Source organism: Achromobacter spanius (genome assembly GCF_002812705.1).
Taxonomy (GTDB): domain Bacteria; phylum Pseudomonadota; class Gammaproteobacteria; order Burkholderiales; family Burkholderiaceae_B; genus Achromobacter; species Achromobacter spanius.
This window is the reverse complement of record NZ_CP025030.1, coordinates 5,261,152-5,285,832: the sequence shown is the minus strand read 5'-3', so window position 1 is coordinate 5,285,832 and position 24,681 is coordinate 5,261,152. Positions and strand designations below refer to the sequence as shown.

Here is a 24,681-nt window from a genome sequence, read left to right as displayed (position 1 = left end):
AGGCTGAGCCCTTCGTCCTCGGACGCGCGACCTAGGTTGTATGTGGTCTGGAAGGCTTGGGAAAAACCCCGCAGTATCAGCGCGAGGACTTAATTGCGTTGCATCGGCGCTGCCGGCGGCGACCCCGCGCGCCCGGCCGGTGCGGGTGCCCAAGACGCCCTGACACAGGAGCGGGACAAATGAAAACCTACCGAGTGGGACTGTTGGTTGACGGGTATGAGCAACCCGGCTGGATGCATGAGATGGTGGACTGGCTCATCCATAGCCAGGACTTCGATATCTCCGCCTTGTTGGTGATGGACGGCCCGGGCGCCGAGAAGCCGCCCCGTGTGGGCGTCCGTGCCTTGTTCGGCACGCTGTCGCGTTTCGAGTCCCGCATGCTGCCCGCCAAGCAGCGCCAGATGCTGTCCTGCGGCGACATGCGCCAGCGCATGCCGTCTGCCTCGGTGCCGGTGCTGCCGCTGGAAGTCGGCGATGGCGCGCAGGGCGCGCAGGATGCGGTGACGGCGCTGCGGCTGGACCTTGTCATCACGCTGGGCGCTTCGCGCGCCACGCGCACGCAGATGAGGGGCTGGGCGCGCTTGGGCGTGTGGCAACTGAGTTATTCCGACATTGCCGTGTCGACCAGCCGTTACGCGGGATTCTGGGAGGTGTTCCAGCGCCAGGATCACACCACCGTAAAACTCTGGCGGGTGGGCCCCGCGCCCGAGCAGGACGAACTGCTGGACCAGCGCAGTTTCAATACCGAAGTGTTCTGGCTGAAAAATCAGGCGCGCGCGTTCAGCCTGGGCAATTTCATGGTCTACGACGCCTTGCAGGCGTTGGCCCGGGCGCGGCAGAGCGAGCCAGCCCCCGAAATGCAGATCATGAGCGGGCCGCGGCGCGCCGATCCGGTCGAGTGGGACAGCGCCGCCTATATCGCGCGCCAGGCGTGGTTAATCAGTGATTTGATTGTGCGGCGCATCATGAAGCGCAATATTCGATGGCGGATCGGTATGTTTCCGTCGTCAAGGCAGCAGGCGGTAGTATCGGAAGCCATGGTGCTGCAACCTCCCAAAGGTAGGTTCTTCGCAGATCCGTTTGTTTATACGCATGATAAAAAACCATATATATTTTTTGAAGATTACGATTTTACTTCCCGCAAGGGGACGATTTCGGTTGCGACCTACTCCGACGGGGCTTTCCGGCTGTTGGGCACTGCCCTGAACCTGCCTTACCATTTATCCTTCCCGTATATTTTTGAGCATGATGGCGTCACCTACATGGTCCCGGAAACGTGCGGAAATCGCAGTATTGAATTATGGAAATGCACTGAATTCCCACTGAAATGGGAGCTTGATGTCACGTTAATGACCAATATATCGGCCGTGGATACAATTATTTTTAAACACGGAGAATATTGGTGGTTATTAACCAATATTGATCGAACGGACGGCCAAAGCCACTGTGACGAGCTTTTCGCGTTTTTCTCGGATTCGCCGCGCTCGACCGAGTGGACGCCCCATGCCTGCAACCCCATCGTGCGCAACCCCATGCGGGCCAGAAACGCCGGAATCGTTGTCTCGCCTAGCGGAGAGGTGATCCGCTGCGCCCAGTACCAGGGCTTTTGCCACTACGGCAAGGGCGTGTCCTTGAACCGCATTGAAGAGCTGACGCCGTCAACCTACGTCGAAACCGACGGTGAAATCCACTATGCCAACTTTTTAAGCAAGCGCCATGCTTCAATGCACCATTGGCACCATCAGGGGGGGCATACGGTATTTGACTTCGCCTATATGGAGTAAATGTTGCATCCGGCACGAAAATAAAAATGTTACCTATATTGCGAGTGGTCGATCCGCGCCCGGGCGCGGTGTGTCCGCGGAAACATATTGAGAGTCTTTCCGTGCAAATCTTGGGTTTCGTGCCGTGGAGAGCGTCTGCCTCGCCGCGGCTTTTTTTCGCCCTTGATCTGGTGCACAGCATGACGAATCAAGCCTCTTGGCGGAGCTCGCCATAGGGAGAAAGCGGCGCCTGGCATAGCGGGGCTGGTGAAAACCCTAGCGGTAGAAAGGCGGAGGAGGCTTCCTCATCCGTATTTACGAGAGTGATTAAGGCTAACGAATGATTTCTGTTTTTATCGGATTATATCGCCCTGAAACGTCTTGATTTTGAAGGTTTCGAACCATAAGATGGGTCCATGCCATCCGTTATGTTGGCTACCAAAGTTGCCCAGCCCAAGTGCCCCGGTCCAGCTTCATTAGATATTCCGGGATATTGCGGACCACCCCCGTAGGGTTGGAAAAAAAATAGTCTTCAGCACAGCGAAGATCCCTTCTAGGCCCGTCGAAAAACCGGGAGGACACCATGGCCAAGATGGTCCTGATTGAAGCCCATCCGCTACTGCGGTTGGGGTTGTGGCAGATACTCAGCAAGTTGGATGATGTTTGGGAAATCGAGGGTATGGGCTTGGCGGATTTGTCCAAGGCCGACGGCGCGCACGCAGGCGCCGATCTCTTGATCTATGGGTTGCCGGTGGAAACCGATGAAGCATGGAGCGCGCTGCACGAAATTCAGCGCGTGCTCACGCCGAAGCGGATTCTGCTGTTGACGGATGTGATGCCCTTGCCGATGCCGGTGCAGGGCTTGCCCGGCGCCAGCGTGTATGGCTGCTTGATGAAGACGGCTTCGGTCGAAATCCTCGAAGCCGCGATTCGCCTGGTCATGGCGGGCGGACAGTGCTTTCCCAGCGAGCAGGCAATGCAGGCCCCGGCCTCTACCGTCTGCGCGTTGCCGACCCGCGATGGCGACGATGCATCCGCCAAGGCCACGATGCCGGTCAGCGCGGGGGCGCAATTGCTTCAGATCACGCCGCGTCAATACGAAGTGCTGGTGTTGTTGGCCAGGGGCTATCCGATCAAGACCGTCAGCCGGATGCTCAACATTTCGGTTGCCACCGCGAAGACGCACGCTTGCACGCTCTACCAGCGTTTGCATGTCAAGAACAAGGGCGAAGCCGTGTACGCGGCGCTGCAACGCGGTGCGACCTTGGAATGGCATGAACCGAACAATGGCAGGGAGTCGGACACCGGGCAGATCTATGGGCGCAAGCTTGGGTAATGACAGGCGCGCCGCCTGCCCGGCGGCCAGGAACGAGTCTGTTCCGTTGCTGCCGGGTGCGCCCCACCATCACGCCTAAGTCATACACCGCAGTATCCGCGCCCGCCCGGGTGCGGTTTTCCCCCACCAATCATCCTCCTGAACGAGATTCAGCGAACGTGCCCGCTGATAGCATGGGTTGTGTCCGCAAGCATGGATCGAGAGCGCGAATCACAACGCCTCGCGACGCCGATCCAATAGCGCGGGCAAGATTCCCTTGGGGCTGGCGCCGCACATAACCTGCTGTTCGCAGCGTGATGCGCCGACGTCATGGGAACCGTGCATGGGCCCTGTGTCACAAGGTTCTCTCCGGGATGACAACCGTACTAATAGAAGACTACGCGCTGCTTCGCGTCGCCATCCAGCATGTCCTGGAACGCGTGCGCAACGCCGACGACATCCTGGCCATTTCGCCAGCGCATCTGCTCAATATGTCCAGTTCGATCAACCGTCCAGTGGAATTGCTGGTGATCGGTTGCAGCGGCGTTGCCGAACAGGATCTTGGGCTTATCTCGCAGTCCATGGCGTTCTTCATGCCGCGCCTGGTGCTGGTGCTGTATTCCGTGCTGGACCCGGCGGTAATGGGCACCTGCGCGCGGGCAGGCGTGGCGGGCTATCTGCCCAAGGCCTCCAGCCCCGACGCGCTGGCCGCGGCTGTCAGCCTGGTGGTGGCGGGCGGCGAATGCTATCCGCAGCCCGCGGGCCGGCCGCAAGGCGTGTCCCAAGCGCCGCTGCATGAACTGCGCGAACTGACGCAACGGCAAGAGGAAATCCTGCAACTGCTGGTACAAGGAAAAACCATGCGAGAAATCGGCCAACACGTCGGCATATCCGTTGCCACGGTCAAGAGCCACGCGCGCACACTCTACTGGAAACTCAACGCCCGCAACCAGGCCGAAGCCGCCTACATCGCCGTACAAATGGGCCTGGTAAGAAGCGGCGCCGTCCTACCCCCCGCGAAGAAAGACGTGACCGGCTAACGCCGACACATCCTACGGGCGCTGCACCGTGGTATGTAGGATGGGTGAAGCGCGCATTGATCCGGGCAAGAACATACCGCCGATCGCGCGCAACCCATCAAGCAGCGCCCCAATTCTTCCGCAACCCCTCCATATACGAACCGTTGCAAGATGGGTTCCGCGCGATCGGCGTTGTGGGTTCTGGGCTTGACCGTGCCGCGCTGCACCCATCCTACGGGCGCTGCACCGTGGTATGTAGGATGGGTGAAGCGCGGCAAGACCTCGACAAGAACACACCGCCCATCGCGCGCAACCCATCAAGCAGCGCCCCAATTCTTCCGCAACCCCTCCATATACGAACCGTTGCAAGATGGGTTCCGCGCGATCGGCGTTGTGGGTTCTGGGCATGACCGTGTCGCGCTGCACCCATCCTACGGGCGCTGCACCGTGGCATGTAGGATGGGTGGAGCGCGGCAAGACCTCGACAAGAACACACCGCCCATCGCGTGTATGGCCCGGGGACATGGGTAACGGGTGTTCGGGGACATAGGTAACACTTCTAGCATCACGGTATGGTCGTTTTTAGGAGCGAGCGATGCCGTGGAAGGAGTCAAGCCTTATGTCCTGCCGAATGGAGTTCGTTCAGCTTGCCCTGCAACCGGGCAGCAATGTGCGGGAGCTTTGCCGGCGTTTCGATATCAGCGCCAAGACCGCATACAAGTGGTTGGGCCGCTACGAGCAGAACGGCCAGGCTGGGTTGCAAGATCTGTCTCGCAGGCCAGGCAATAGTCCTGGGCGCACGTGTGAGCAAATCGAAGCGCAGGTGATCGACCTGCACAAGCGTTACCCGTACTGGGGGCCTCGCAAGTTGCGGGCGCTGCTTGGGCCGACTACGGCGCCCGCGCCCAGTACCATCTCGGCAATTTTGCGACGACATGGCTATCGGGTCCAAGGCGAGGACTCGAACGTCGGGCTGGCGAACCAGCGCTTTGAGCATGAGGCGCCAAACCTGTTGTGGCAGATGGACTTCAAGGGGCACTTTGCCCTGACCGACGCGCGTCAGGGACGGTGCCATCCGCTGACGCTATTGGACGATCACTCACGCTACGCCCTGTGCATCCAGGCTTGTGGCGATGAGCGCAGCAAAACTGTGCAGCAGCACCTGAAGGCCGTATTTCGCCGTTACGGATTGCCCGAACGGATCACCGCGGACAACGGCCCATCCTGGGCATCGGTGCGCGGCCTGGGGCTGACAGGCCTGGAGGTTTGGCTCATGCGGCTGGGTGTGCGTATCAGCCACAGTCGCCCTCGCCACCCGCAAACCCAAGGCAAGCTAGAACGCCTGCATCGAACGCTCAAGCGCGAGTTGATCCAGGCCCGGGGGTTTAGCAGTCTGCTGGACTGCCAGCAAGCCATGGATCAGTGGCGTGAACAGTACAACCACGTCCGGCCCCACCAGGCGTTGGGGCAGATGCCGCCCCTGTCGAGATATCGACCTAGCCCTCGTCGCTATCCTGCCTCGTTGCCCCCGATCGAATACGAGCCGGGCGATCGAGTGCTCAAGGTCAGGACCAAAGGGCAGATCATTGTGAACGGACGCGTCGTCTTCGTCGGAGAGGGAATGGCGGGTCTGCCTGTCGCGGTCAGACCCTCCTCGCAAGACGGCGTGCTTGATGTCGTCTTCCTGTACAAAATTGTTCAACAGATCGACCTCAGAGCACGCCAATAGGATAAAAACCTATGTGTTACCCATGTCCCCGAACATGTGTCACCCATGTCCCCGGTCCATACAATCGCGCGCAACCCATCAAGCAGCGCCCCAATTCTTCCGCAACCCCTCCATATACGAACCGTTGCAAGATGGGTTCCGCGCGATCGGCGTTGTGGGTTCTGGGCATGACCGTGTCGCGCTGCACCCATCCTACGGGCGCTGCACCGTGGCATGTAGGATGGGTGGAGCGCGGCAAGACCTCGACAAGAACACACCGCCCATCGCGCGCAACCCATCAAGCAACGCCAGAATAAAAAAAGGACGGCAGAAAAATCCCCGTCCTTTCTTCCTTAAAAAAATCCCCGTCCTTTCTTCCCTAAAAACACCCCCGTCCTATCTCCCGCAAAACTCAAATACCCGCCTACCTCCCCACCGCCGCCGCTTCCTTGCCCCCCACCACCTTCCCAAATTCCCTTTCCGCCGCCGCCAGCACCGCGTCCACATCCAGATTATTCAACGCATACAACCGCGCCGCGGCGCCCAGCGTCTCGCGGATCGCTGCGTTGTAGCTCAGCTTGCGCACCGCTTCGGCCATCGCCTCGGCATCCTCGGGCGGCGTCACCAACCCGCAGCGCGCCACCACGCTCGCCAGCTCGGTCCCCCGCGCCGCGCCGCACACCACGGGGCGTCCGCTGGCCAGCATTCCCGTCAGCTTCGACGGCATCACCAGGTCGGCCGCGCCTGCGCGTTGCGGCAGCAAATGAATATCCGCGGTGTTCAACAACGCGCCCAGCCGATCGGCCGGCTGCAAATCCAGAAACACCACGCGCGCCAAACCCTGGCACGCCGCTTCCAAGGGTTCGCGTTCCGGACCTTGCCCGCAGAACACAAACCACAGCCGGCTCTCGCGGCTTAACCGGCGCGCCACATCCGCCAGCGTCTGCAAGCCTTGCTTGCCGCCCATGTTTCCGGAATACAGCGCCACGATGGCGTTATCGGGAATGCCCAGCTCGGTGCGATAGTCGCCACCCTCCGCGCGCGGCGTGATGGCGTTGACGTCGATCCAGTTGGGCAGGAGCACCGCGCGGTCGGGCTCCACGCCCTTGGCCAGCGCCAGGTCCAGCATGCGCTGGGATATCGTCGACACCCGATCAAAGCGGCGCATCAACCAGCGCTCGGCCCGCTTCACCACCGCGCGCAGGCCGGCGCCCTTGAGCAGGCCCAGTTCAAACGCGGCGTCCACTTCGTAATCCTGTATGTGCAGCCACGCGCGCGCGCCGCACAGGCGCGCCGTGATCCAGGCGGCCGGCGCGCAGAACAACGCGGGCTCTACCACCAGGATCAAGTCCGGCCGCCCCGCCGCCGCGCGCAGCAGAGAGGGCAGGCTGGACACGGCGAAGCTGGCCAGGTGGATCAGGCGTTTCAACCCGCCGGGACGCGTGGGCACCCACAGCGGCGCGCGGCGCACGGTCACGCCGCGCCGCACTTCCTTCTGATAACGTCCCGCGCGATAGCCGTCATGTACCTGCCACTGCGGGTAGTAGGGCGGGGCGGTCACCACGCTGACCTCGTGGCCGTGCGCGGCCAGCCATTCGGCCAGCTCGGCGCTGTACTTGCCGATGCCGGTCAGTTCTGGTGCGTAGTTGATCCCGTAGATCAGGATCTTCATGGTTTTGTCGCCATGCGCGGGCGCACCGGGCGGCAGGGGTTGCCGTGGCAGACCATCGCGGGCGGCATGTTGCGAAAGACCGAACTGCGCGCGCCCACCACGGCCTCGCGGCCAATGGTGACGCCGGGTCCGACGAAGACATCGGTCGCTACCCAGGCGCCGTCCTCGACGCGGACGGCGCGTTCGCGCAGGGGAAAGTCCGGTTGGCCCGCGTCGTGGTCGGCCGCGCACAAATAACTGCGTTGCGACACGACGGCATGCGCGCCGATCTGGATGGGACCCAGGCTGTAGAGGACGGCGTCGTCGCCGATCCAGGCATAGTCCCCAATCTGCACTTTCCACGGATAGGTCACCGTGGCGCTAGGCCGGATCAGCACCTTCTTGCCCACCTGCGCGCCAAAGCAACGCAGCAGCCAGCGCCGAAAGCCATACGCCACCTGCGGCGACCACCGAAACAAGGTGCTTTGCACCGTCCACCACAGTTGCACAGTCAGCGCGGAGCGGCCACGTTGGCCCGGCGCCAGCGCAAAGCGATCCAGTTGCTGCAATGTGCTCATTTGGCGGCTCCGGTCACGGCGTCGGCCTCGGCATCCGCCTCGCCGGCGCGCGCCAGCCGAGCCTTTTGCAGTTCTTCGGTCTTGATGCGGATCTGCCAGTAGTACATGGCGCGCGCCACCGCGTAGTCATAGCCCGCCTTGCCGTCCAGGAAGCCCAGCCGGAACACGTAGGAATGCAGGAACGAGATCGGCGCCTTGAAGGGCATGGCCTGGAAGATGCGCTTGAGGAGCGCGCGCGCGCCCACGTTGGCTTCGCGCGGATCGTTCATCAGGCCCTTGGTGCGCAGGTTGGCTTCCCAATCCGAATAGCGGTTGTGCTTGTCGAAATAGTGAAAGAGCGAATCGTGGTCGTTGTGCACCATGCGCTGGCGCAAGGCAAAGGTCTCGCCCTTGACCTGTGGTTGGTAGTGGCCTTCCACTTCCCACATATGCGCCACGTCCAGGTCGTCGTAATCCAGGAAGCGCGATTGCTTGCGCGCCAAGAGCGCCAGCTTGTAGACGCGGTGGCCGTGTTCCAGCTTCTTGCCGCAGAACACGTAATCGAACGGCACGAAGGCGCCACCCGCGCCCGCCGCGAAGCGAGGCAGCACCTCGCGGATTTCCTCGGCCAGGGCGGGGGTCATTTCCTCGTCGGCGTCCACGTACAGCACGACGGGATGCGAGAAGGGCAGTTGCTCCAGGCACCACTGCTTCTTCTTCGGGTACTTGCCGTTCCATTGGAAGTTGGAGACGCGGGCGCCCAGCGCCGTCGCCATCGCGCAGGTGGCGTCGGTGCTGTTGGAATCCACCACGAAGACTTCGTCAAAATCCACCAGCGCCTTCAGGCATTTGGCGATGTTGCGCTCTTCGTTCTTCGTCATGACCACCACGGAAACCGGTATTTTCTGCATGATTCCTTCCTGTTCAAGGCGTGCCGCGTTGCATCAGCGGCTGGAATAGCGCGATGACGTTGCGGCAGTGCCGCTCTAGGGAAAAGGCGTCGGCGCGCTCGGGGCCTTGCGCCGCCAGTTGCTCGCGCATCTTGGCGTCGTAGGCCAGCCGGCGCACGGCGTCGGCCAGCGCCGCCGCGTCACCCACCGGCACCAAAAGGCCATAGCGGCCGGCATCAAGAATTTCGGCGGGGCCGTGGGGACAATCGGTGGATATCACCGGCACGCCCAGGCACAAGGCTTCGACCAGCACGTTGCCGAAGCTCTCGCGGATGGAGGTCAAGGCGAACGCCCCGGCGCTGGCGATGACGGGAAAGGGGTTGTCGATATGCCCGGCCAGCGTGACGGGGCTGCGCGAGGCGCGCTCGTCGATACGCTTTTGCAGGGCGGCGTGTTCGGAGCCTTCGCCCAGGATGGTGAAGGCGATGCCGGGGTCGTCCAGCAAGGCGGCGGCGTCGATCAGGGTGGCGTAGTCTTTCACGGCCTCCAGCCGACCCACCGCCACCACGTGATAGGGCGCCGCGCCGTCGCCTTCGGTGCGCTGCGCGCCTTGCCGGCGCACATTGTCCAGGGGCACGCCGTTGTAGATCGTATGTACCTTGCCGCGCAGCGGCGGAAACATGCTGACCAGGTCTTCCTTCACGCCGCGCGACACGCCCACCACCGCGTCATGCCGGCGATACGTCTGGCTGACCAGCCAGCACTTCAGCCGCCGCATTTTCGACGCGCCGTAATGGATGGCGGGGCTGCTGTGTTCGAAGGCCACGGTGCGGAACTTGCCGCCCAGCATCTTCCTGGCCAGCACCACCAGCATGTTGCACAGCAAGCCGTGCGAACACACGATGGCCGGCTTGTCGCGGCGGATCTGGGCCATCAACTTCATGAAGGCAAAGGGCAGCATCAGCCGCAGCTTGGTGGATGATTCGATGATGGGCAGGGCGCGCGTCACCTTCGGGTTGGCGACCGGGTATTCCCGGTTGCGCGAACGCAGCAGGAACAGGGCGGAATCCACTCCCTGTTCCGGCAAGGCATCCACGATGAAGGCAACGCATCTTCCGACGCCGCCGTGCAAGTCTGGCGCGACAAACAAGACATCAGGCATGGGGTATCACTCGAGGTGGCGACCGGTGCGCGGCATCCGGACGGTGGCTGGTGGGGCGCCGGGCCACGGGCGCATCCGCCCTGGGCACGGGCATGATCTGGGCATTTCGCATCAACGACAGGCAGTAGCACAACAGGAATCCGGTGAAGGCGGTCTTGGGCGCGTAGGCCAGCCCGCCGGACAACGAATCAATGAAGATGTAGATGGGCGCGGTGGCCAGCAGGTAGCGCCGGTGCATTTCCAGGCCCGGGTGCGCGTACCGCCTGAGCAAGGTCAGCAGCAGGATCAGCAAGGGCGGCAGCATGATCATGGTGGTGCCCACCACGCCGAACTTCATCAGATAGAAGGCCCAGGAGTTGTGCGCGAAGGTGCTGAGCTCGAAGCCGTTCTCGCCCATGACCCAACTGCGAAAGCCCGCCCCTTTGCCAAACACCGGGCTTTCGGCGAAAAAGTCCATCTGGCCTTCCATTTCCTGGATGCGCGCGCCGTAGCTGGAATCCTCATCCAGCTTTTCGACGCTGAAGATGCGGTTGGCCAGCACGTCCAGGTAGCCGATGCTGGCAAACACCAGCACGCCCGCCACGGCCGCAGGCACGAAGATCAGCACCGCGCGCCGGCGGATTTCCGGGCCCGTGCCCAGCAGCACCGCGATGAAGACGGACACCGCCAATTGCAGGTACTGGCTGCGGTTCAGCGAAAACACCAGCGCCAGCAGCATGAAGAGTGTCAGCGCGTAGGCTTTGGGGCCGGACACGTTCAAGGTGCGCCGGAAGGTCAACAGCGACACCACGCCAAAGGGGATGGCCCAGACGCCCAGCCGCACATTGCGCAGGGGATCCGCCACACTGAAGCCCGTTGCCTGCTCCAGCAACATCTGCACGGCCACGAACAGGCAGGCCGCCACGATGTATTTCTGCAGCACGGCGTAGGCGGCGGGGCTGTCGATGTCCTTGTAGCAAAGGAACGGCGTGCACAGGAAATAGAACACGATGCGCAGATCGCGCGCCACATCGCCCGTTTCAATGCCGGGGTGGTCCATCGACACCAGCAGCAGATAGATGACCGACAATGTCTGCAAGCCCAGCAGCGCACCCAGCATGCCGCGCGGCAAGGCATAGGCGCTGGGCTCCGACAGCCGCAGCGCCTTGACCGCCAGGATCATCACGAACAGCACATCGAAGGGCGACAACTTGAAGCTGCCCACGCCCAGGATGAAGCGGTCATCGTTCAGGGCCAGCGCGGTGAAGGCAAACAGCCCCAGCAGATGCAAGGTGGAGAAGCGGCGGTGCGGGCTCATGTCGGCATCGTCCTAGTGCGCGGCCCAGTCGTCGCGTCCGAAGATCTTCGTGGTCAGCTTTTCGAACAGGTACGTCAGGTCCCCCTGGCGGGCGTGGGCGGCCACCTTCGAGGCGCGGCACGACAGTTCGAACAAGCGGCCCAGGCCGGGCTCGGTGCGCCGGATGCGCGTGACGATCTGCTCGCGCTCTTCCAGCAGCACGTCCTGCATCAACGCCGTCTTGGTTTCGTCGTGGGCGGTGTAGACGCCCAGCGCATCGGGCACGATCAGGTTCTTGCCTTCGCGCAGCAGGCGGCTCCAGAGTTCCAGGTCCATGCAGTAGCGCATGCTTTCCTGCAGCAGCCCGTACTTGCGCAACAGGTCGCGGCGGAAGATGGCCGACTGGTTCGGAATGGATGCCTTCACCACCGTCAGGGTGCCGCGGTTGACCGGCGTGTAGTGGATCTTGCGGAAGATGTGGTTGTTGGCGTCGGCCACGAACAGGTTGCCGCTGACGATCGGCGCGCGCCCGCGCGAGGCCGCCGCGCCCAGCTTGCGCAGCGCGCCGGGAAAATACAGGTCGTCTGAATTCTGCCAGCCCACGTAGTCGCCCGTGGCGCGTTCGAAGCCCTTGTTGATGGCGTGCGATTGCCCGCGGTCCGGCGTGCTCTCCCAATAGCTCAGGTAGCGCTCGTACTTGCGGATGATGTCCACGCTGCCGTCGGTCGACCCGCCGTCGATGATGATGTATTCCAGACGCGGATACCCCTGGTTCAGCACTGACAGAATGGTGCGTTCCAGGAACTTGGCCTGGTTGAACGACGGGGTCACGATGGTCACTTTGGGCAACAGGCCGCCGGCGATCGGCGCGGGCGGACGCAGCTCGCGGACGAAGTCGATGAGCTGACGTGAATACTCGTTATGACGCTTGCGCATGTAAGACCTCAGCATGTTGGTGTTATCGGGTGGCCGCGGGTAACGCGCCCGGATACTCGGGGCGCGATTGACGGATTGCAAGTGCCACGCCGGCCAGCGTGATTGCCGCATAAGCCATGCGGCCCCACGCCGCCGCATGTTCGCCCGCGGCGTGCACCAATCCCGCCATGACGCACAACATCGCCAGTCCGCCCAGCCCGTTCAGGATGGCGACGGCGCGGGAATTGCCCAGCCCCAACAACGAGAAGTGGGCCGCGGCGTTCAATGACAGCAGCCCGGAGGCCACGATCAGCAACTGGAAGGTGCCCAAGTGGCCCGCCGCCACGTTATCGCCCAGCAGCAGGTTCAAGAGCGGGCGGCTGACCGCCAGCACCGCCAGCGTGGCGATCGACGACAGCAGCAGGTTCCACATCATCATGCGGCGGATCTCGCGTTCGGCGGCGCCCGCATAAGGGGGCGACACCGACAGGCGCGTGACGCGCGGCATCGCCTTCTGGAAGATCGCGACGGCGGCGGTGTGGATGATCTGGCCCACTTGCACGCCCACCGTATAGATCGCCAGCGCGGCCGGCCCCATCATGCTGCCCACCAGCACGCGGTCCACCGAGCCGAAGGCCAGCGCGCTCAGGCTGTTCAGCCAGGACCAGCGCGAAAACTTGAAGGCGTCCATCATGGCGCCCCGGTCGCGCACGGGCCGCACCACGACTCGGCCATAGGCGCGCGAGAACACGCGCATCTTCACGCTGCCCGCAATCAACAAGCCGGCGGCCTGCGCCAGGCCGGTGTAGGTGGGCGACGCGGTGTACCAGGCGGTCGCGCAGGCCAGCGCCATGGTGCCGCTGCGGCTGAACACTTCGCACAGCGCGGTGGCGCGGAAGTCCTCGCGGCCTTTCAGGCAACCCGAAAACAATTGGTCGTACTGCTGGGTCAGGTAGATGGCCAGCGCGGGCATGGCCAACAGCGTGACGGCCACGCCGCCGAACGTGGCGGCCGGCCAGGCCAGGCCCACCACGGCCCACAGCAATACGGCGGCCAGCGTGACGACGCCCAGCGCGCAGCCGATCAGCGACATGCTGACCCCCGCCGCGCGGTAGGCGCCGCCCGGTTCGTGCAGGCGTTCGGACACCAGCTTGGTCGCGGTGACCGCCGCGCCCAGGTTCGCGGCGTTGCCGAACCCGGCCAGCGCGATGATCATCGAATACTGGCCAAAGCCCACCGTGCCCAACTGGCGGAACAGGATGGGCAGGGCGATCAGCGCCGCGACCGGGCCGATGCCGTATTCCACCAGCCCCCAGAACGAGGCATTGCCGGCGATGTGTTTCCTGAGGAATCCAAACATCGGGGAACCTGTGGTTGATGCTGGCGCGGCCCTCAGGCCACGGGCAGCGCCGGTTGGGATTGATCGGCACGTTCGCGCAGGAAATGCCCGTAGGCCAGCGCGATGCCGTCGCTCAAGGACACGGCGGGTTGCCAGCCCAGCGCCTGGACCCGCGACGAATCCATCAGCTTGCGCGGCGTGCCGTCGGGCTTGCCGGTGTCGTAGACGATGCGGCCTTGGTAGCCGACCACGCGCGCCACCAGCGCCGCCAGGTCCGCAATGCTGATGTCCTTGCCCGCGCCGATGTTGTAGATGCCTTCGGCGTCGGGGTGTTCCATCAGCATCACGCAGCCTTTCGCCAGGTCGTCCACGTACAGGAATTCCCGCAGCGGCGTGCCCGTGCCCCAGATCGTCACGCTTTCCTGGCCGGCTTCGCGGCCTTCATGGAATTTGCGGATCAGCGCCGGCAGCACGTGGCTGCTGTGCAGGTCGTAGTTGTCGTGCGGGCCGTACAGGTTGGTGGGCATGGCGCAGATAAAGCGCGCCCCGTATTCCCGCTGGTAGGCTTCGCACAGCTTCAGGCCCGCGATCTTGGCGATGGCGTAGGGCTCGTTGGTGGCTTCCAGCGGGCCGGTCAGCAAGGCGTCTTCGCGGATGGGCTGGGGCGCCTCGCGCGGGTAGATGCAGGACGAACCCAGGAACAGCAGCTTGCGCACCCCGGCCGCATACGCGGCGCGGATCACGTTGCACTGGATCATCAGGTTCTTGTAGAGAAAGTCGACGGGATGGTTCTGGTTGGCCAGGATGCCGCCCACCTTGGCGGCCGCCAGATACACCACGTCGACCGGCGTGGTCGAGAAGAAGCGATGCACCTGGTTCTGGTTTTCCAGGTCCAGCTCGGTTCGGTTGCGGGTCAGCACGTGCTGATAGCCACGGCGGTGCAGCTCGCGGGTGATCGCGGCGCCGACCATGCCGCGATGGCCCGCGACAAACACGCGTTGGTCCAGGTTCGTCATGGCCGACTACTCCTTGTAGGCGTAGATTTCGTAGCCGTTCTGTTCGACCAGCGCATCGCGACGCGCATCCTTCAGGTCGGCCTCCACCATTTCCTTGACCAATTCCGCGAACGTGGTGCGCGGCGACCAGCCCAGCTTTTCGCGCGCCTTGGTGGGGTCGCCCAACAGGGTTTCCACTTCGGTCGGGCGGAAGTAGCGCGGGTCCACGCGCACGATCACCTGGCCGGGCTTCACGTCATGCACGGGCGAGAACAGCACGGTGGCCGTTTCTTCCAGGCCTTCGCCTTCCCACGCCAACAGAATGCCCAGCTCGCGGGCCGCTGTATTGATGAATTCACGCACGCTGTACTGCAAGCCGGTGGCGATGACGTAGTCCTCGGGCGTGTCCTGTTGCAGCATCAGCCACTGCATTTCGACGTAGTCGCGCGCATGGCCCCAGTCGCGCAGGGCGGACAGGTTGCCCAGGTACAGGCATTCCTGCAGGCCCAGCACAATGCGCGCCAGCCCGCGCGTGATCTTGCGCGTGACGAAGGTTTCGCCGCGCTTGGGCGATTCGTGGTTGAACAGGATGCCGTTGCAGGCGTACATGCCATACGCTTCGCGGTAGTTCACGCTGATCCAATAGGCGTAGAGCTTGGCGGCGGCGTAGGGGCTGCGCGGGTAGAAGGGGGTGGTTTCCTTCTGCGGCGTTTCTTGCACCAGGCCGTACAGCTCCGAGGTCGACGCCTGATAAAAGCGCGACTTGTTTTCCAGCTTCAGGATGCGGATGGCTTCCAGCAGGCGCAAGGTGCCCAGGCCGTCGGCGTTGGCGGTGTACTCCGGCTCTTCGAACGAGACCCCCACATGGCTTTGGGCGGCCAGGTTATAGATTTCGTCGGGTTGCACCGATTGCACGATACGGATCAGGCTGCAAGAGTCCGTCATATCGCCATGGTGCAGCACAAAATTGCGCGGCTTGTCGTGGGGATCCTGGTACAGATGATCGATGCGGGCGGTGTTGAACAGCGAAGCGCGCCGCTTGATGCCGTGGACCTCATAGCCCTTGGCCAGCAGGAACTCCGCCAGATAGGCCCCGTCTTGGCCGGTAACGCCGGTAATCAGTGCCCGTTTTGGCATGGTTGTGTCCTTAAGACTTAGTGACTTCACGAAAGGAGCCGAAGGCTGTGGAACCGATGTGCAATGAGATTACTGTTGCACCCGCCGCCAAGATATCGGCCAAAAGGTCTAAGAGTTCAGCCTGTCGGTAGGGAACAAAGGATTGGATGGTCTCGTCCACCACGCCCAGCGCCGTCACGGCCAACATGGCCACCAGCGCCGGGCGCCGGTTGACCGACAGGTAGATCAATCCCGTCAGGACGGCGTAGGCCACAAGATGCAGGCGCTTGTCGCCAAAGGCGTCGGACATGTCGGCCGCCAGGCCGGGCAGATTGCCCACGGTGACCAGCACCAGGAAGAACACGCCGGCCGCCGGCAGGCAGAGCCTGGCGAAGCCCGGACGCCAAAAAGGGACGGAAGACACCCCTTCAGACTCGGCCATACATGTCTTGAAAACGGACGATGTCGTCTTCGCCGAGATACGCGCCGGACTGGACTTCAATGATCTCCAGCGGAATCTTCCCCGGGTTTTCCAGGCTGTGGGTTTCGCCCAGCGGGATGTAGGTCGATTGGTTCTCCGTCAGCAGGTACTGCTTGTCGCCGTTGTAGATGCGCGCCGTGCCCGACACCACGATCCAGTGCTCCGCGCGGTGGTGATGCATCTGCGACGACAGGCGCGCGCCGGGCTTTACCGTGATCCGCTTGACCTGGTAGCGCGGGCCGTGGCCCACCGAGTCATACGAGCCCCAGGGCCGCTGCACCTCGCGATGGTGGTTCAGTTCGGAGCGGTGCTGCGTCTTGAACGTTTCCACCAGCCGCTTCACGTCTTGCGAGCGCGACTTGTGCGCCACCAGCACGGCGTCCGCCGTTTCGATCACCACAATGTCGTCCAGGCCCACCGAAGCGACCAGCCGGCTGGTGGAATGGATCAGGCAGTTGCGCGAATCCTCCACCATGACGTCGCCGCTGGTGGAATTGCCTTCCTCGGTTTTCTGCGCGATGCCCCAGACCGCGTCCCAGGCGCCCACGTCGCTCCACGACGCCGCCAGCGGAATGACCACGGCGCTGTCGGTGCGTTCCATGATGGCGTAGTCCATCGAGTCGCTGGGGCAAGCCTCAAACGCCGGGCCATCCAGGTGGAACAGTGCGTTTTCGCCATGGCCGTCGGCCACCGCCGCCTCCACCTGCGCCAGCATCTTCGGCGCCAGCCGCCCCATCTCGGACAGGAACACCGACGCCTGGAACGCGAACATGCCGCTGTTCCAGTAATAGCCGCCGTCTTCGATCAGGCGTTGCGCGACTTCGGGCGAGGGCTTTTCCACAAAACGCAGCACCCGGCGCGCCGGCGCCATCTCGCCGGGTTCGTCCGACTGGATGTAGCCATAGCCGCTGAGCGGCGCGGTGGGCGTAATGCCGAAGGTGACCAGCGCGCCCTGGCGCGCCGCCTCATAGGCCTGGGCGAAGGCCGCCCGAAGCACCTCGCCGTCTTCCAGCACGTGGTCGGACGGCATGATCAGCATGATGGGGTCTTCGCCGTCGCGCATGGCGCGCAGCGTGGCGGCGGCGATGGCCGGCGCGGTGTTGCGCGCGAAGGGCTCCAGAATCACTTCCGCGTCCTTGATGCCCAGTTCCTGCGCCTGTTCGGCGGCAATGTATTGGTGGGCATCGTTGCAGACCAGCATCGGCTTGGCTTGCGCGCCCGCCGAGCCCAGCCGCAGCAGCGTGTTCTGCAACAGGCTGCGCGAATCGGTCAAACGGATGAACTGCTTGGGCAACAGTTCGCGCGACAGCGGCCACAGGCGCGAGCCGGAACCGCCGCAAAGGATGACTGCCCGGTAGGCGGGAGGGGGATTCGTCATGGCGCTCACTCCTTGAAGTAGGCCTGGGTGTACGGATGCACGCCGGGATCGGCGGCGATCTCTTCCGCTTGCAGCCAGCGGTAGCCGTGGTGCTGGCCGCGCGGAAGGCTTGCGGTGTCCAACGAAAGCTCGGCCTCGTAGGCGAGGACGACGTAGTGGGTGGAGCGTCCCGCTTCACCCGCGAAATTGGTGCCATAGAAGTGTTCGTACACGCCGCGCGGCTTCCACGCATCGGGCGCGATGGCCAGGCCCAGTTCTTCACGGGCGATGCGGTCCAGCGCGGCGCGCAGGGGCTCGTTCTTGCGAATGCGGCCGCCCGGCACAAACCAGGCGCCGCGCGCGGGCGGGTTGGTGCGCAGCCCGGTCAGGTAGCGGCCGCCGGCGTCGCGCAGCAAGAGGTCGATGGAAACGAGCGGCAGCATCTGCACGGCGTGGCGGAAGTCCGCGGGAGGCAATACGCCTTCGGGTGCGGTGGAGGGCGCAAAGGCGAGACCGGCGCTGGGCTCGGGGCGGGGTTCCGGGCGCGCGGCGGGCCATCCCAAGGGGCTAGTAGACATTGCGGCCCGTCCATCCCGACACGGCCGTGCGGGCGATGATCAAGAGGTCCATCCGAAACGTCCAATGCTGGATGTAGTAGATGTCGTGCTCGACGCGGTCGCTCATCTTGCGCAGCGTGTCCGTCTGCCCGCGAAAGCCATTGACCTGCGCCCAGCCCGTGATGCCCGGCTTGACGCGGTGGCGCATCATGTAGCGCTGCACCAGGTCCTTGTACATTTCGTTGTGCTCCAGCGCGTGCGGACGCGGGCCCACCACCGACATGTCGCCCATCAGCACATTCAGGAACTGCGGCAGCTCGTCCAGGCTGGTGCGACGCAGAAAGCCGCCGATGCGGGTGATGCGGGAATCGTTGCGCGTGGCTTGCGTGACCGTGCCTTGTTCCTGGTGCACGGTCATGGTGCGGAACTTGTAGACGTGGAACACCTTGCCGTCCACGCCCAGCCGGGGCTGTGTAAAGAACACCGGCCCGCGCGAAGTCAGCTTGATGGCCAGCGCAATGGAAAGCATCAGGGGCGCCAGGCCGATCAAGGCGAAGAACGCGAAGCTGCGGTCAAACACTTCCTTGGCCCAGCCGCGCACGCCGGCGGCCGGCAGGCTGTTGAGCTGGATGGCGGGCAGGCCCAGGAATTCGCCGATGCGATGGCCCAGCAACTGGATCGACATCACATCCGGAATCCAGCGGATATCCACCAGGTCGTTGCGCAGGTGATACAGCACTTCGCGCAATTCCTGGCCCGCCTCCATCGGAAGAACGATCCAGATCTCGCGCACATTGTTTTCGCGCACGAAGGTGTGCAGGTTGTCCAGTTCGTGCAGGCGGCGGACTTGCGGCGGCAGGCTTTCGTGCGGCTCGGCGTAGATGCCGGCCACTTCATAACCCGCGCCGCGATAGCGTTCGACGCGGCGCCACAGGTCATGCCCCAGCGCGCCGAAGCCCACCAGCAACACGTGCTTCTTGTTCAGGCCGCGATCGCGCGCGGCGCCCAGCGCGGCGTAGACCGCGATGCGTACACCCGCCAGCGTCAGGGCGGTCATGCCAAACCAGGTACCCGCCCACATGCGGGATATCGCGGCGGTCTGATGCATGAGAAAACTGACAAGGATGCCCAGCGCGAACACGGTCGCCCACGCGGCCAGGCTGCGCACCACCAGATCCGTCAGCAGCCGGCCGCGCCATGACACGTACAGGCGAAATGCCGGGAACAGGGCAATCACGCCCAAGCCGCACAAATAGATCAGGAACAGATGAATCTGCGGAGGCTCCGCCATTGCATCGTCCGAGAATTTCAAGCCGGTGGCAGTCAGGCCGCAGGTGATGACGATCGCGGCGTCGAGCAGGCGGTACAGATAGCTTGCTCCGCTGAATCTTGCCGATGTGTCCGATTGGGACGGGTCCATCGCGCACTCCTGTTCGTGGGGCGTCTTCTTGCGGCGAAAGCAAAAACGATGCACTGCCGCAAAACATGTGGCTACCGACGAAATCTTATTGAGTGCGAGGCTTACCCGAAACCTCCAAACGATGTAGGAGAAGGCTTAGGGCATCCGTCGAATGTGCGGGACTTCGAAAAGAGAGTGAAATGTCGCAACCCGTTACGCATCGGGCTCCATTCCAAGCAACGAAGTCATTCACAGTGGATTTGCCATGACGACATTTATCGGAACGTTGAGCCGAGCCATCGCCGCTATCGCGCTCGTGTCCTCGCTGGGCGCTTGCGCCTTGTCCCCCGGTATGACCTTTAAATCCGACCACCTCGTTGATCCCCTGGATCCGAATTCCGTGGCGACGATCAAGGAAATCACACCCTCGCTGGTCGTCGACGACCTGCGCAACCGCCAGGCGTTGATCAACAACGACGGAGTCGAAAAGCTGCTGGGTACCGCCGAGCCCTACCGCATCGGGCCGGGCGACATTCTTTCCATCGTGGTGTGGGATCACCCCGAACTCGTCCTTCCGACGCAAACCTACGCAATCGGGACTGGGGTGACCGAACTAGTCATGGGGGATACCGCCTCGGGCATACCGGGGTATACCGTCTCATCCACTGGATATATCCAATTTCCCTATACGGGATTGCTGAAAGTGGCGGGGTTGACGGAACTGCAGGCGCGCAATCTCATAGTGAATAGCTCCGGCAAGTACATCCAGGATCCGCAGATCACGGTACGCGTGCTGGGCTATCGAAGCAAGCGCGTCTACGTGGAAGGCGAAGTCAAGTTCCCGGGCACGGTTGCCATCAACGACATTCCGATGACTTTGCTCGAAGCGGTCAACCGCGCGGGTGGCTTGCTGCCCACCGCGGACCGCAGCGCCGTCTATGTCATTCGCGATGGCCGCCGCACCCGTGTGAACTTGCCCGCGCTGGTTGAACGCGGCCAGGACTTGAATCAAGTGATGCTGAGAACGGGTGACATCGTACGTGTGACGCCGCGCGATGACAGCAAGGTCTTTGTGATGGGCGAAGTGTTCCTGCCCACCACGGTCGTGATGCGCGATGGACGCATGTCGTTGACCGAGGCGTTGGGCTTGGCGGGAGGCCCCAATCAGTTGACGGCCGATGCGTCGCAAGTGTTTGTGGTGCGCAGTACCGAGCAAGCGACGCCCGAGGTGTTCCACCTGAACGCCAAGTCGCCGCAGGCTTTGGCAGTGGGATCGAAGTTTGAGCTGGACCCCAAAGACGTCGTGTTCGTGGATACGGCATCGCTGGTGCGGTGGAACCGCTTCATCAGCAACCTGTTCCCGAGCGCGCAAACGGTGCAGACCGTGAAGTCGATCGATTAATCCGCCTTTCAGGGCTTACCGGCCCTAAACAACGCCTTTTGGGGGCGCCGCATCCGCCGCGGCGCCCACGTCTGGAGAGCTGCATGTCGTTGCCCATCGAATCATTCGAGCCGAACGTCCCGGCTCGCCAGCAGGAAACCCCGTTGTCCTCGCACGTGGATGCCATCATCAGCAACCGGTGGATGATCATTGCGATCACGCTGCTCGCCTTCCTGGGCGCGCTGGCCTACGTGATGGTGACTCCATCGGTCTATTCGGCCGACATCATCGTGCAGGTTGAAGAAGAAGCGCCCAATGGGCAGGCGCGCAGCCTGTTGGGCGATGTGTCGTCGATGTTCGATACCAAGGCAGAGACCTCGGGCGAAATGGAAGTGCTGCGTTCGCGCATGGTGGTGGGGCCGGCGGTCGACAAGTTCTTGCTGTACATCCACGCCAAGCCGCGCTACTTCCCCGTGATCGGTGAATGGCTGGCCCAGCGCTACGAAGCCTTGCCGTATCCCTCCAGCCTGCCGCGCGGCGGCTACGCCTGGGGCGGCGAGACGATCGCGATCTCGCACCTGGACGTGCCCAATGAATGGCTCGGCAAGCCGTTCATCGTGACCACGCAAGGCGAAGGGCGCTACACGGTGACCGACAAGTTCACGGGCTCTACGTTCAGCGGCGCGGTGGGCAAGCCCGAACAGTTCCGCCTGCCCGGCGGTGGCGTGATGGACGTGCATATCGACGCGCTGACGGGCCGCCCGGGCACGCAGTTCACCATCTCGCGCAGCTCGCGCCTGGCGGCGATTGAAAACGTGCAGTCGCACATGGGCATCTTCGAGCGGGGCCGCGCGTCGGGCGTGATCGGCGTCACGCTGGAAGGCAACGACCCGGCGCTGACCACCGCCGTGCTGAACCAGATCGGCCAGGAATACGTGCAGCAGAACGTGAACCGCAAGGCGGCGCAGGCCGAGAAGTCGCTGGGCTTTCTGGAACAGCAGTTGCCGTTGCTCAAGAGCGAGCTGGACGCGGCCGAAACCAAGTACAACGCCTTGCGCAACAAGCGCGGCACCATCGACCTGAGCGAAGAGGCCAAGCTGATCCTGGGCCAATCGGTTGAAGCGCAAACGCGCGTGATGGACCTGCGCGCCAAGCGCCAGGAACTGATCACGCGCTTTTCGCCCAGCCATCCCAGCATCGTGTCCATCGATCGGCAGATTGCTTCGCTGTCGAACGACGTCAGCCGCATCGGCAACAACATCAAGCAGTTGCCGGACCTGGAGCAGGACGTGGTGCGCCTGGTGCGCGATGTGCGGGTCAACACCGAGCTGTACACGGGCCTCTTGAACAACGCGCAGCAACTGCGCCTGATCCGCGCCGGCAAGGTGGGCAACGTGCGCATCCTGGACGCCGCGGTGCAGCCGGACCGCCCCGTGCGCCCGAAGGCCGCGATCATCATTGGCGTGGCCACGGTCATCGGCCTGATCTTCGGCATGCTGTGCGCGTTTGTACGCAATGCACTGTTCGGCGGCCTGTCTGAGCCGGACGATGTGGAACGCTACACGGGCCTGCCGGTGCTGGCGGCCATTCCGTACAGCGACATGCAGGACAAGCTGTGGCGCCGCAGTCGGCGCAAGAACGCCACGGTGCCCGCGTTGCTGGCGCAAAGCCAGGGCAATTCACCCCCCATCGAAAGCCTGCGGTCGTTTCGCAACGTGCTGCAAGCGTCGCTGCGTCAGTCGGCCAACAACATGGTGATGTTCACCGGCCCGGTGGCGGGCGTGGGCAAGTCGTTCCTGTCGGCCAACTTCGCGTTCATCCAGGGCGGCGTGGGCAAGCGCGTGCTGCTGATCGACGCCGACTTCCGCAAGGGCCAGTTGAACCGCTATTTCGGCGTGCCCAAGGAAGACGGCCTGTTCGAAGTGCTGTCGGGCACGATTCCGCTGACGCGCGTCAGAAAGCACAGCGTGTCCGAAGGCGTGGACTTCATCGCCACCGGCGCGGTCACCTTCGACCCGTCTGAACTGCTGGCTTCGCCCGTGTTCGGCGCGACCCTGCGCGAGCTGTCCTCGCAATACGACATGGTGATCCTGGACACCGCGCCCGTGCTGTCCTCGCCCGACGCGGCGGTGGTGGGCACGCATGCGGCCGCCGTCATGGTGGTGGTGCGCTCGGGCATGAACACGGTCGGCGAAATTCGCGAAACGGCCAAGCGCCTGATCCAGGCCGGCGCACCCGTGGACGGCGTGCTGTTCAACGGCCTCAAGCTCATGCCGGAACGCTTCGGTTTCCGGTCCAAGTATGGGAATTATCGATACTCCCGTGCGGCGTATTACGGCGATTTCAAACAGAACGGTCCCAAGTAACGCCACCCGGAGAAACTGGCATGCACGGAACTTTTGGCTGGGATACCCCGCAAATTCTGGATGCGGTTTTCAAGGCTTACGACATAAGAGGAACGGTACCGGACGAGATTGACGCACGCTTTGCCCACAGCCTGGGCATGGCGGCGGGCACCCAGGCACACGCGCAGGGGGCGCGTTCGATGGTGGTGGGGCGCGACGGCCGCTTGAGCAGCGTGGAACTGGCGGCGGCCTTGCAGGCCGGGCTGCGTTCGGCGGGCATGCATGTGATCGACATCGGCATGGCGACCACGCCGATGGTGTATTTCGCCACGCGCCTGATGGACACGGGGGCGGGCATCGCGGTCACGGGCAGCCACAACCCGCCGTCGCACAACGGCTTCAAGATCGTGCTGGACGGCGCGTCGCTGTATGGCGAGGGCATTACCGCGTTGCGCGATGCGATGCGCTTGCCGATCGAATCGGCCAGCGTGTCGGGCGGGCGCACGCAGATGCAGATTCAGCCCTGCTATGCCGCGCGCCTGGTGGGCGACATCCGCATGGCGCGTCCGATGAAGATCGCCATCGACTGCGGCAACGGCGTGGCGGGCGCGGTGGCGCCGGCCTTGTTTCGCGCGCTGGGCTGCGATGTGACCGAGCTGTTCTGCGAGGTGGACGGGACTTTCCCCGGCCACCACCCCGATCCGGCCGACCCGCAAAACCTTCAGGACCTGATCTATTGCCTGCGCTATTCCGACTGCGAGGTCGGCCTGGCCTTCGATGGCGACGGCGATCGCCTGGGCGTGGTGTCGAAATCGGGACAGATCATCTGGCCTGATAGGCAACTGATTTTGTTCGCCCGCGACGTGCTGGCGCGCAACCCGGGCGCCGAAGTGCTCTACGACGTGAAATGCAGCCGCCACGTGGCCCGCGCCATCTTCGAGGCCGGCGGCAAACCCACCATGTGCAAGACCGGGCATTCCCTGATCAAGGCCAAGATGCGCGAGTCGGGAGCGCTACTTGCTGGAGAGATGAGCGGCCACATGTTTTTCAAAGAGCGCTGGTACGGCTTTGACGATGGCATCTACGCCGCTGCCCGGCTGCTGGAGATCCTGTCGGCGGCGCCGGACCCGTCGGGCCTGCTGGAAAGCCTGCCGCAGTCTTGCGCTACCCCCGAAATCAAGCTGGACACCTCCGAAGGCGAACAGTTCGAACTGGTGGAGGCGCTGCGCCAACAAGGGGAATTCCCCCGCGCGGTGTCCATCAACGATCTGGACGGTGTGCGGGTGGACTACGTCGACGGCTTCGGCCTGGCGCGTCCATCAAACACCACGCCAACGGTGGTGATGCGTTTTGAAGGAGACACCGTGGCCGCGTTGGCCCGTATCGAGGAGGATTTCCGCAACGCGTTCCGGCGCATTGCACCTCATGTTCGTTTACCGTTCTAAGGAGCATCAC

General features: G+C 63.4%; 20 protein-coding genes. 7 read left to right on the top strand and 13 right to left on the bottom strand.

Annotation, left to right across the window (positions count from 1 at the left end; genetic code table 11):
• Nucleotides 1-179: 179 nt before the first annotated feature.
• The 4 genes from CVS48_RS23830 (at nucleotide 180) to CVS48_RS23815 (ending at nucleotide 5,826) form a co-directional block, all read left to right on the top strand.
• On the top strand, nucleotides 180-1,784 hold the full coding sequence (locus CVS48_RS23830) for a glucosamine inositolphosphorylceramide transferase family protein (protein ID WP_100856603.1): 1,605 nt from the start codon (nucleotides 180-182) through the stop codon (nucleotides 1,782-1,784).
• A 562-nt stretch (nucleotides 1,785-2,346) separates the two neighbouring features.
• Nucleotides 2,347-3,099, top strand: a complete 753-nt coding sequence (locus tag CVS48_RS23825; protein ID WP_100856602.1) for a response regulator transcription factor — start codon at nucleotides 2,347-2,349, stop codon at nucleotides 3,097-3,099.
• Nucleotides 3,100-3,452: 353 nt separating this feature from the next.
• Nucleotides 3,453-4,118, top strand: a complete 666-nt coding sequence (locus tag CVS48_RS23820; RefSeq protein ID WP_100856601.1) for a response regulator transcription factor — start codon at nucleotides 3,453-3,455, stop codon at nucleotides 4,116-4,118.
• Nucleotides 4,119-4,692: 574 nt separating this feature from the next.
• The gene (locus CVS48_RS23815; protein WP_100853105.1) at nucleotides 4,693-5,826 is read left to right on the top strand and encodes an IS481 family transposase; all 1,134 of its coding nucleotides are present in this window, start codon (nucleotides 4,693-4,695) and stop codon (nucleotides 5,824-5,826) included.
• 403 nt (nucleotides 5,827-6,229) lie between these two features.
• On the opposite strand, the gene CVS48_RS23810 is transcribed toward CVS48_RS23815, so the two are convergent.
• The 13 genes from CVS48_RS23810 to CVS48_RS23750 form a co-directional block, all read right to left on the bottom strand.
• Nucleotides 6,230-7,477 (bottom strand): glycosyltransferase WbuB, encoded by a 1,248-nt coding sequence (locus CVS48_RS23810; protein WP_100856600.1) that lies wholly within the window; start codon nucleotides 7,475-7,477, stop codon nucleotides 6,230-6,232.
• A complete protein-coding gene (locus tag CVS48_RS23805; protein WP_100856599.1) occupies nucleotides 7,474-8,034 on the bottom strand; it encodes a putative colanic acid biosynthesis acetyltransferase in 561 nt (186 codons plus the stop codon). The genes CVS48_RS23810 and CVS48_RS23805 overlap by 4 nt, the downstream gene beginning before the upstream one ends.
• Nucleotides 8,031-8,924: a glycosyltransferase family 2 protein gene (locus tag CVS48_RS23800; protein ID WP_100856598.1), complete on the bottom strand. Its 894-nt coding sequence runs from the start codon at nucleotides 8,922-8,924 to the stop codon at nucleotides 8,031-8,033. Before CVS48_RS23800 ends, CVS48_RS23805 begins: the two co-directional genes overlap by 4 nt.
• Before the next feature lie 13 nt (nucleotides 8,925-8,937).
• The gene (locus tag CVS48_RS23795; protein ID WP_100856597.1) at nucleotides 8,938-10,065 is read right to left on the bottom strand and encodes a glycosyltransferase; all 1,128 of its coding nucleotides are present in this window, start codon (nucleotides 10,063-10,065) and stop codon (nucleotides 8,938-8,940) included.
• Complete coding sequence (locus tag CVS48_RS23790; RefSeq protein ID WP_100856596.1) at nucleotides 10,058-11,362, bottom strand: O-antigen ligase family protein; 1,305 nt, start codon at nucleotides 11,360-11,362, stop codon at nucleotides 10,058-10,060. Before CVS48_RS23790 ends, CVS48_RS23795 begins: the two co-directional genes overlap by 8 nt.
• Nucleotides 11,363-11,374: 12 nt before the next feature.
• A complete protein-coding gene (locus CVS48_RS23785) occupies nucleotides 11,375-12,277 on the bottom strand; it encodes a glycosyltransferase family 2 protein (RefSeq protein WP_100856595.1) in 903 nt (300 codons plus the stop codon).
• A 22-nt stretch (nucleotides 12,278-12,299) separates the two neighbouring features.
• The gene (locus CVS48_RS23780) at nucleotides 12,300-13,616 is read right to left on the bottom strand and encodes an oligosaccharide flippase family protein (RefSeq protein WP_100856594.1); all 1,317 of its coding nucleotides are present in this window, start codon (nucleotides 13,614-13,616) and stop codon (nucleotides 12,300-12,302) included.
• 32 nt (nucleotides 13,617-13,648) lie between these two features.
• Nucleotides 13,649-14,611, bottom strand: coding sequence for a GDP-L-fucose synthase family protein (locus tag CVS48_RS23775; protein WP_100856593.1), 963 nt, complete (start codon nucleotides 14,609-14,611; stop codon nucleotides 13,649-13,651).
• Between the two features lie 6 nt (nucleotides 14,612-14,617).
• Entirely contained in the window at nucleotides 14,618-15,727 is a 1,110-nt protein-coding gene (gene gmd / locus CVS48_RS23770; protein ID WP_100856592.1) for a GDP-mannose 4,6-dehydratase, read from the bottom strand.
• Nucleotides 15,728-15,737: 10 nt separating this feature from the next.
• Nucleotides 15,738-16,148, bottom strand: a complete 411-nt coding sequence (locus CVS48_RS23765) for a VanZ family protein (protein ID WP_100856591.1) — start codon at nucleotides 16,146-16,148, stop codon at nucleotides 15,738-15,740.
• Complete coding sequence (locus CVS48_RS23760; protein ID WP_100856590.1) at nucleotides 16,135-17,565, bottom strand: mannose-1-phosphate guanylyltransferase/mannose-6-phosphate isomerase; 1,431 nt, start codon at nucleotides 17,563-17,565, stop codon at nucleotides 16,135-16,137. Before CVS48_RS23760 ends, CVS48_RS23765 begins: the two co-directional genes overlap by 14 nt.
• 5 nt (nucleotides 17,566-17,570) lie before the next feature.
• Entirely contained in the window at nucleotides 17,571-17,987 is a 417-nt protein-coding gene (locus CVS48_RS23755) for a GDP-mannose mannosyl hydrolase (protein WP_111886355.1), read from the bottom strand.
• Nucleotides 17,988-18,111: 124 nt separating this feature from the next.
• Complete coding sequence (locus CVS48_RS23750; protein ID WP_100856588.1) at nucleotides 18,112-19,521, bottom strand: undecaprenyl-phosphate glucose phosphotransferase; 1,410 nt, start codon at nucleotides 19,519-19,521, stop codon at nucleotides 18,112-18,114.
• Between the two features lie 244 nt (nucleotides 19,522-19,765).
• Here CVS48_RS23750 and CVS48_RS23745 point away from each other — a divergent pair, with 244 nt between their 5' ends.
• The 3 genes from CVS48_RS23745 to CVS48_RS23735 all read left to right on the top strand — a co-directional run bounded on the left by CVS48_RS23745 (nucleotide 19,766) and on the right by CVS48_RS23735 (nucleotide 24,671).
• Nucleotides 19,766-20,902: a polysaccharide biosynthesis/export family protein gene (locus tag CVS48_RS23745; protein WP_100856587.1), complete on the top strand. Its 1,137-nt coding sequence runs from the start codon at nucleotides 19,766-19,768 to the stop codon at nucleotides 20,900-20,902.
• An 83-nt stretch (nucleotides 20,903-20,985) separates the two neighbouring features.
• Nucleotides 20,986-23,247 carry a GNVR domain-containing protein gene (locus CVS48_RS23740; protein WP_100856586.1) on the top strand — a complete coding sequence of 754 codons (2,262 nt, stop codon included), beginning with the start codon at nucleotides 20,986-20,988 and terminating at the stop codon, nucleotides 23,245-23,247.
• A 20-nt stretch (nucleotides 23,248-23,267) separates the two neighbouring features.
• Entirely contained in the window at nucleotides 23,268-24,671 is a 1,404-nt protein-coding gene (locus tag CVS48_RS23735; protein WP_100856585.1) for a phosphomannomutase/phosphoglucomutase, read from the top strand.
• Nucleotides 24,672-24,681 lie beyond the last annotated feature (10 nt).

Bases quoted from the DNA above. Each gene is read 5' to 3' on its own strand.
- CVS48_RS23830 (WP_100856603.1), top strand. From the start codon at position 180: ATGAAAACCTACCGAGTGGGACTGTTGGTTGACGGGTATGAGCAACCC.
- CVS48_RS23825 (WP_100856602.1), top strand. From the start codon at position 2,347: ATGGCCAAGATGGTCCTGATTGAAGCCCATCCGCTACTGCGGTTGGGG.
- CVS48_RS23820 (WP_100856601.1), top strand. From the start codon at position 3,453: ATGACAACCGTACTAATAGAAGACTACGCGCTGCTTCGCGTCGCCATC.
- CVS48_RS23815 (WP_100853105.1), top strand. From the start codon at position 4,693: ATGCCGTGGAAGGAGTCAAGCCTTATGTCCTGCCGAATGGAGTTCGTT.
- CVS48_RS23810 (WP_100856600.1), bottom strand. From the start codon at position 7,477: ATGAAGATCCTGATCTACGGGATCAACTACGCACCAGAACTGACCGGC.
- CVS48_RS23805 (WP_100856599.1), bottom strand. From the start codon at position 8,034: ATGAGCACATTGCAGCAACTGGATCGCTTTGCGCTGGCGCCGGGCCAA.
- CVS48_RS23800 (WP_100856598.1), bottom strand. From the start codon at position 8,924: ATGCAGAAAATACCGGTTTCCGTGGTGGTCATGACGAAGAACGAAGAG.
- CVS48_RS23795 (WP_100856597.1), bottom strand. From the start codon at position 10,065: ATGCCTGATGTCTTGTTTGTCGCGCCAGACTTGCACGGCGGCGTCGGA.
- CVS48_RS23790 (WP_100856596.1), bottom strand. From the start codon at position 11,362: ATGAGCCCGCACCGCCGCTTCTCCACCTTGCATCTGCTGGGGCTGTTT.
- CVS48_RS23785 (WP_100856595.1), bottom strand. From the start codon at position 12,277: ATGCGCAAGCGTCATAACGAGTATTCACGTCAGCTCATCGACTTCGTC.
- CVS48_RS23780 (WP_100856594.1), bottom strand. From the start codon at position 13,616: ATGTTTGGATTCCTCAGGAAACACATCGCCGGCAATGCCTCGTTCTGG.
- CVS48_RS23775 (WP_100856593.1), bottom strand. From the start codon at position 14,611: ATGACGAACCTGGACCAACGCGTGTTTGTCGCGGGCCATCGCGGCATG.
- gmd (WP_100856592.1), bottom strand. From the start codon at position 15,727: ATGCCAAAACGGGCACTGATTACCGGCGTTACCGGCCAAGACGGGGCC.
- CVS48_RS23765 (WP_100856591.1), bottom strand. From the start codon at position 16,148: ATGGCCGAGTCTGAAGGGGTGTCTTCCGTCCCTTTTTGGCGTCCGGGC.
- CVS48_RS23760 (WP_100856590.1), bottom strand. From the start codon at position 17,565: ATGACGAATCCCCCTCCCGCCTACCGGGCAGTCATCCTTTGCGGCGGT.
- CVS48_RS23755 (WP_111886355.1), bottom strand. From the start codon at position 17,987: ATGCTGCCGCTCGTTTCCATCGACCTCTTGCTGCGCGACGCCGGCGGC.
- CVS48_RS23750 (WP_100856588.1), bottom strand. From the start codon at position 19,521: ATGGACCCGTCCCAATCGGACACATCGGCAAGATTCAGCGGAGCAAGC.
- CVS48_RS23745 (WP_100856587.1), top strand. From the start codon at position 19,766: ATGACGACATTTATCGGAACGTTGAGCCGAGCCATCGCCGCTATCGCG.
- CVS48_RS23740 (WP_100856586.1), top strand. From the start codon at position 20,986: ATGTCGTTGCCCATCGAATCATTCGAGCCGAACGTCCCGGCTCGCCAG.
- CVS48_RS23735 (WP_100856585.1), top strand. From the start codon at position 23,268: ATGCACGGAACTTTTGGCTGGGATACCCCGCAAATTCTGGATGCGGTT.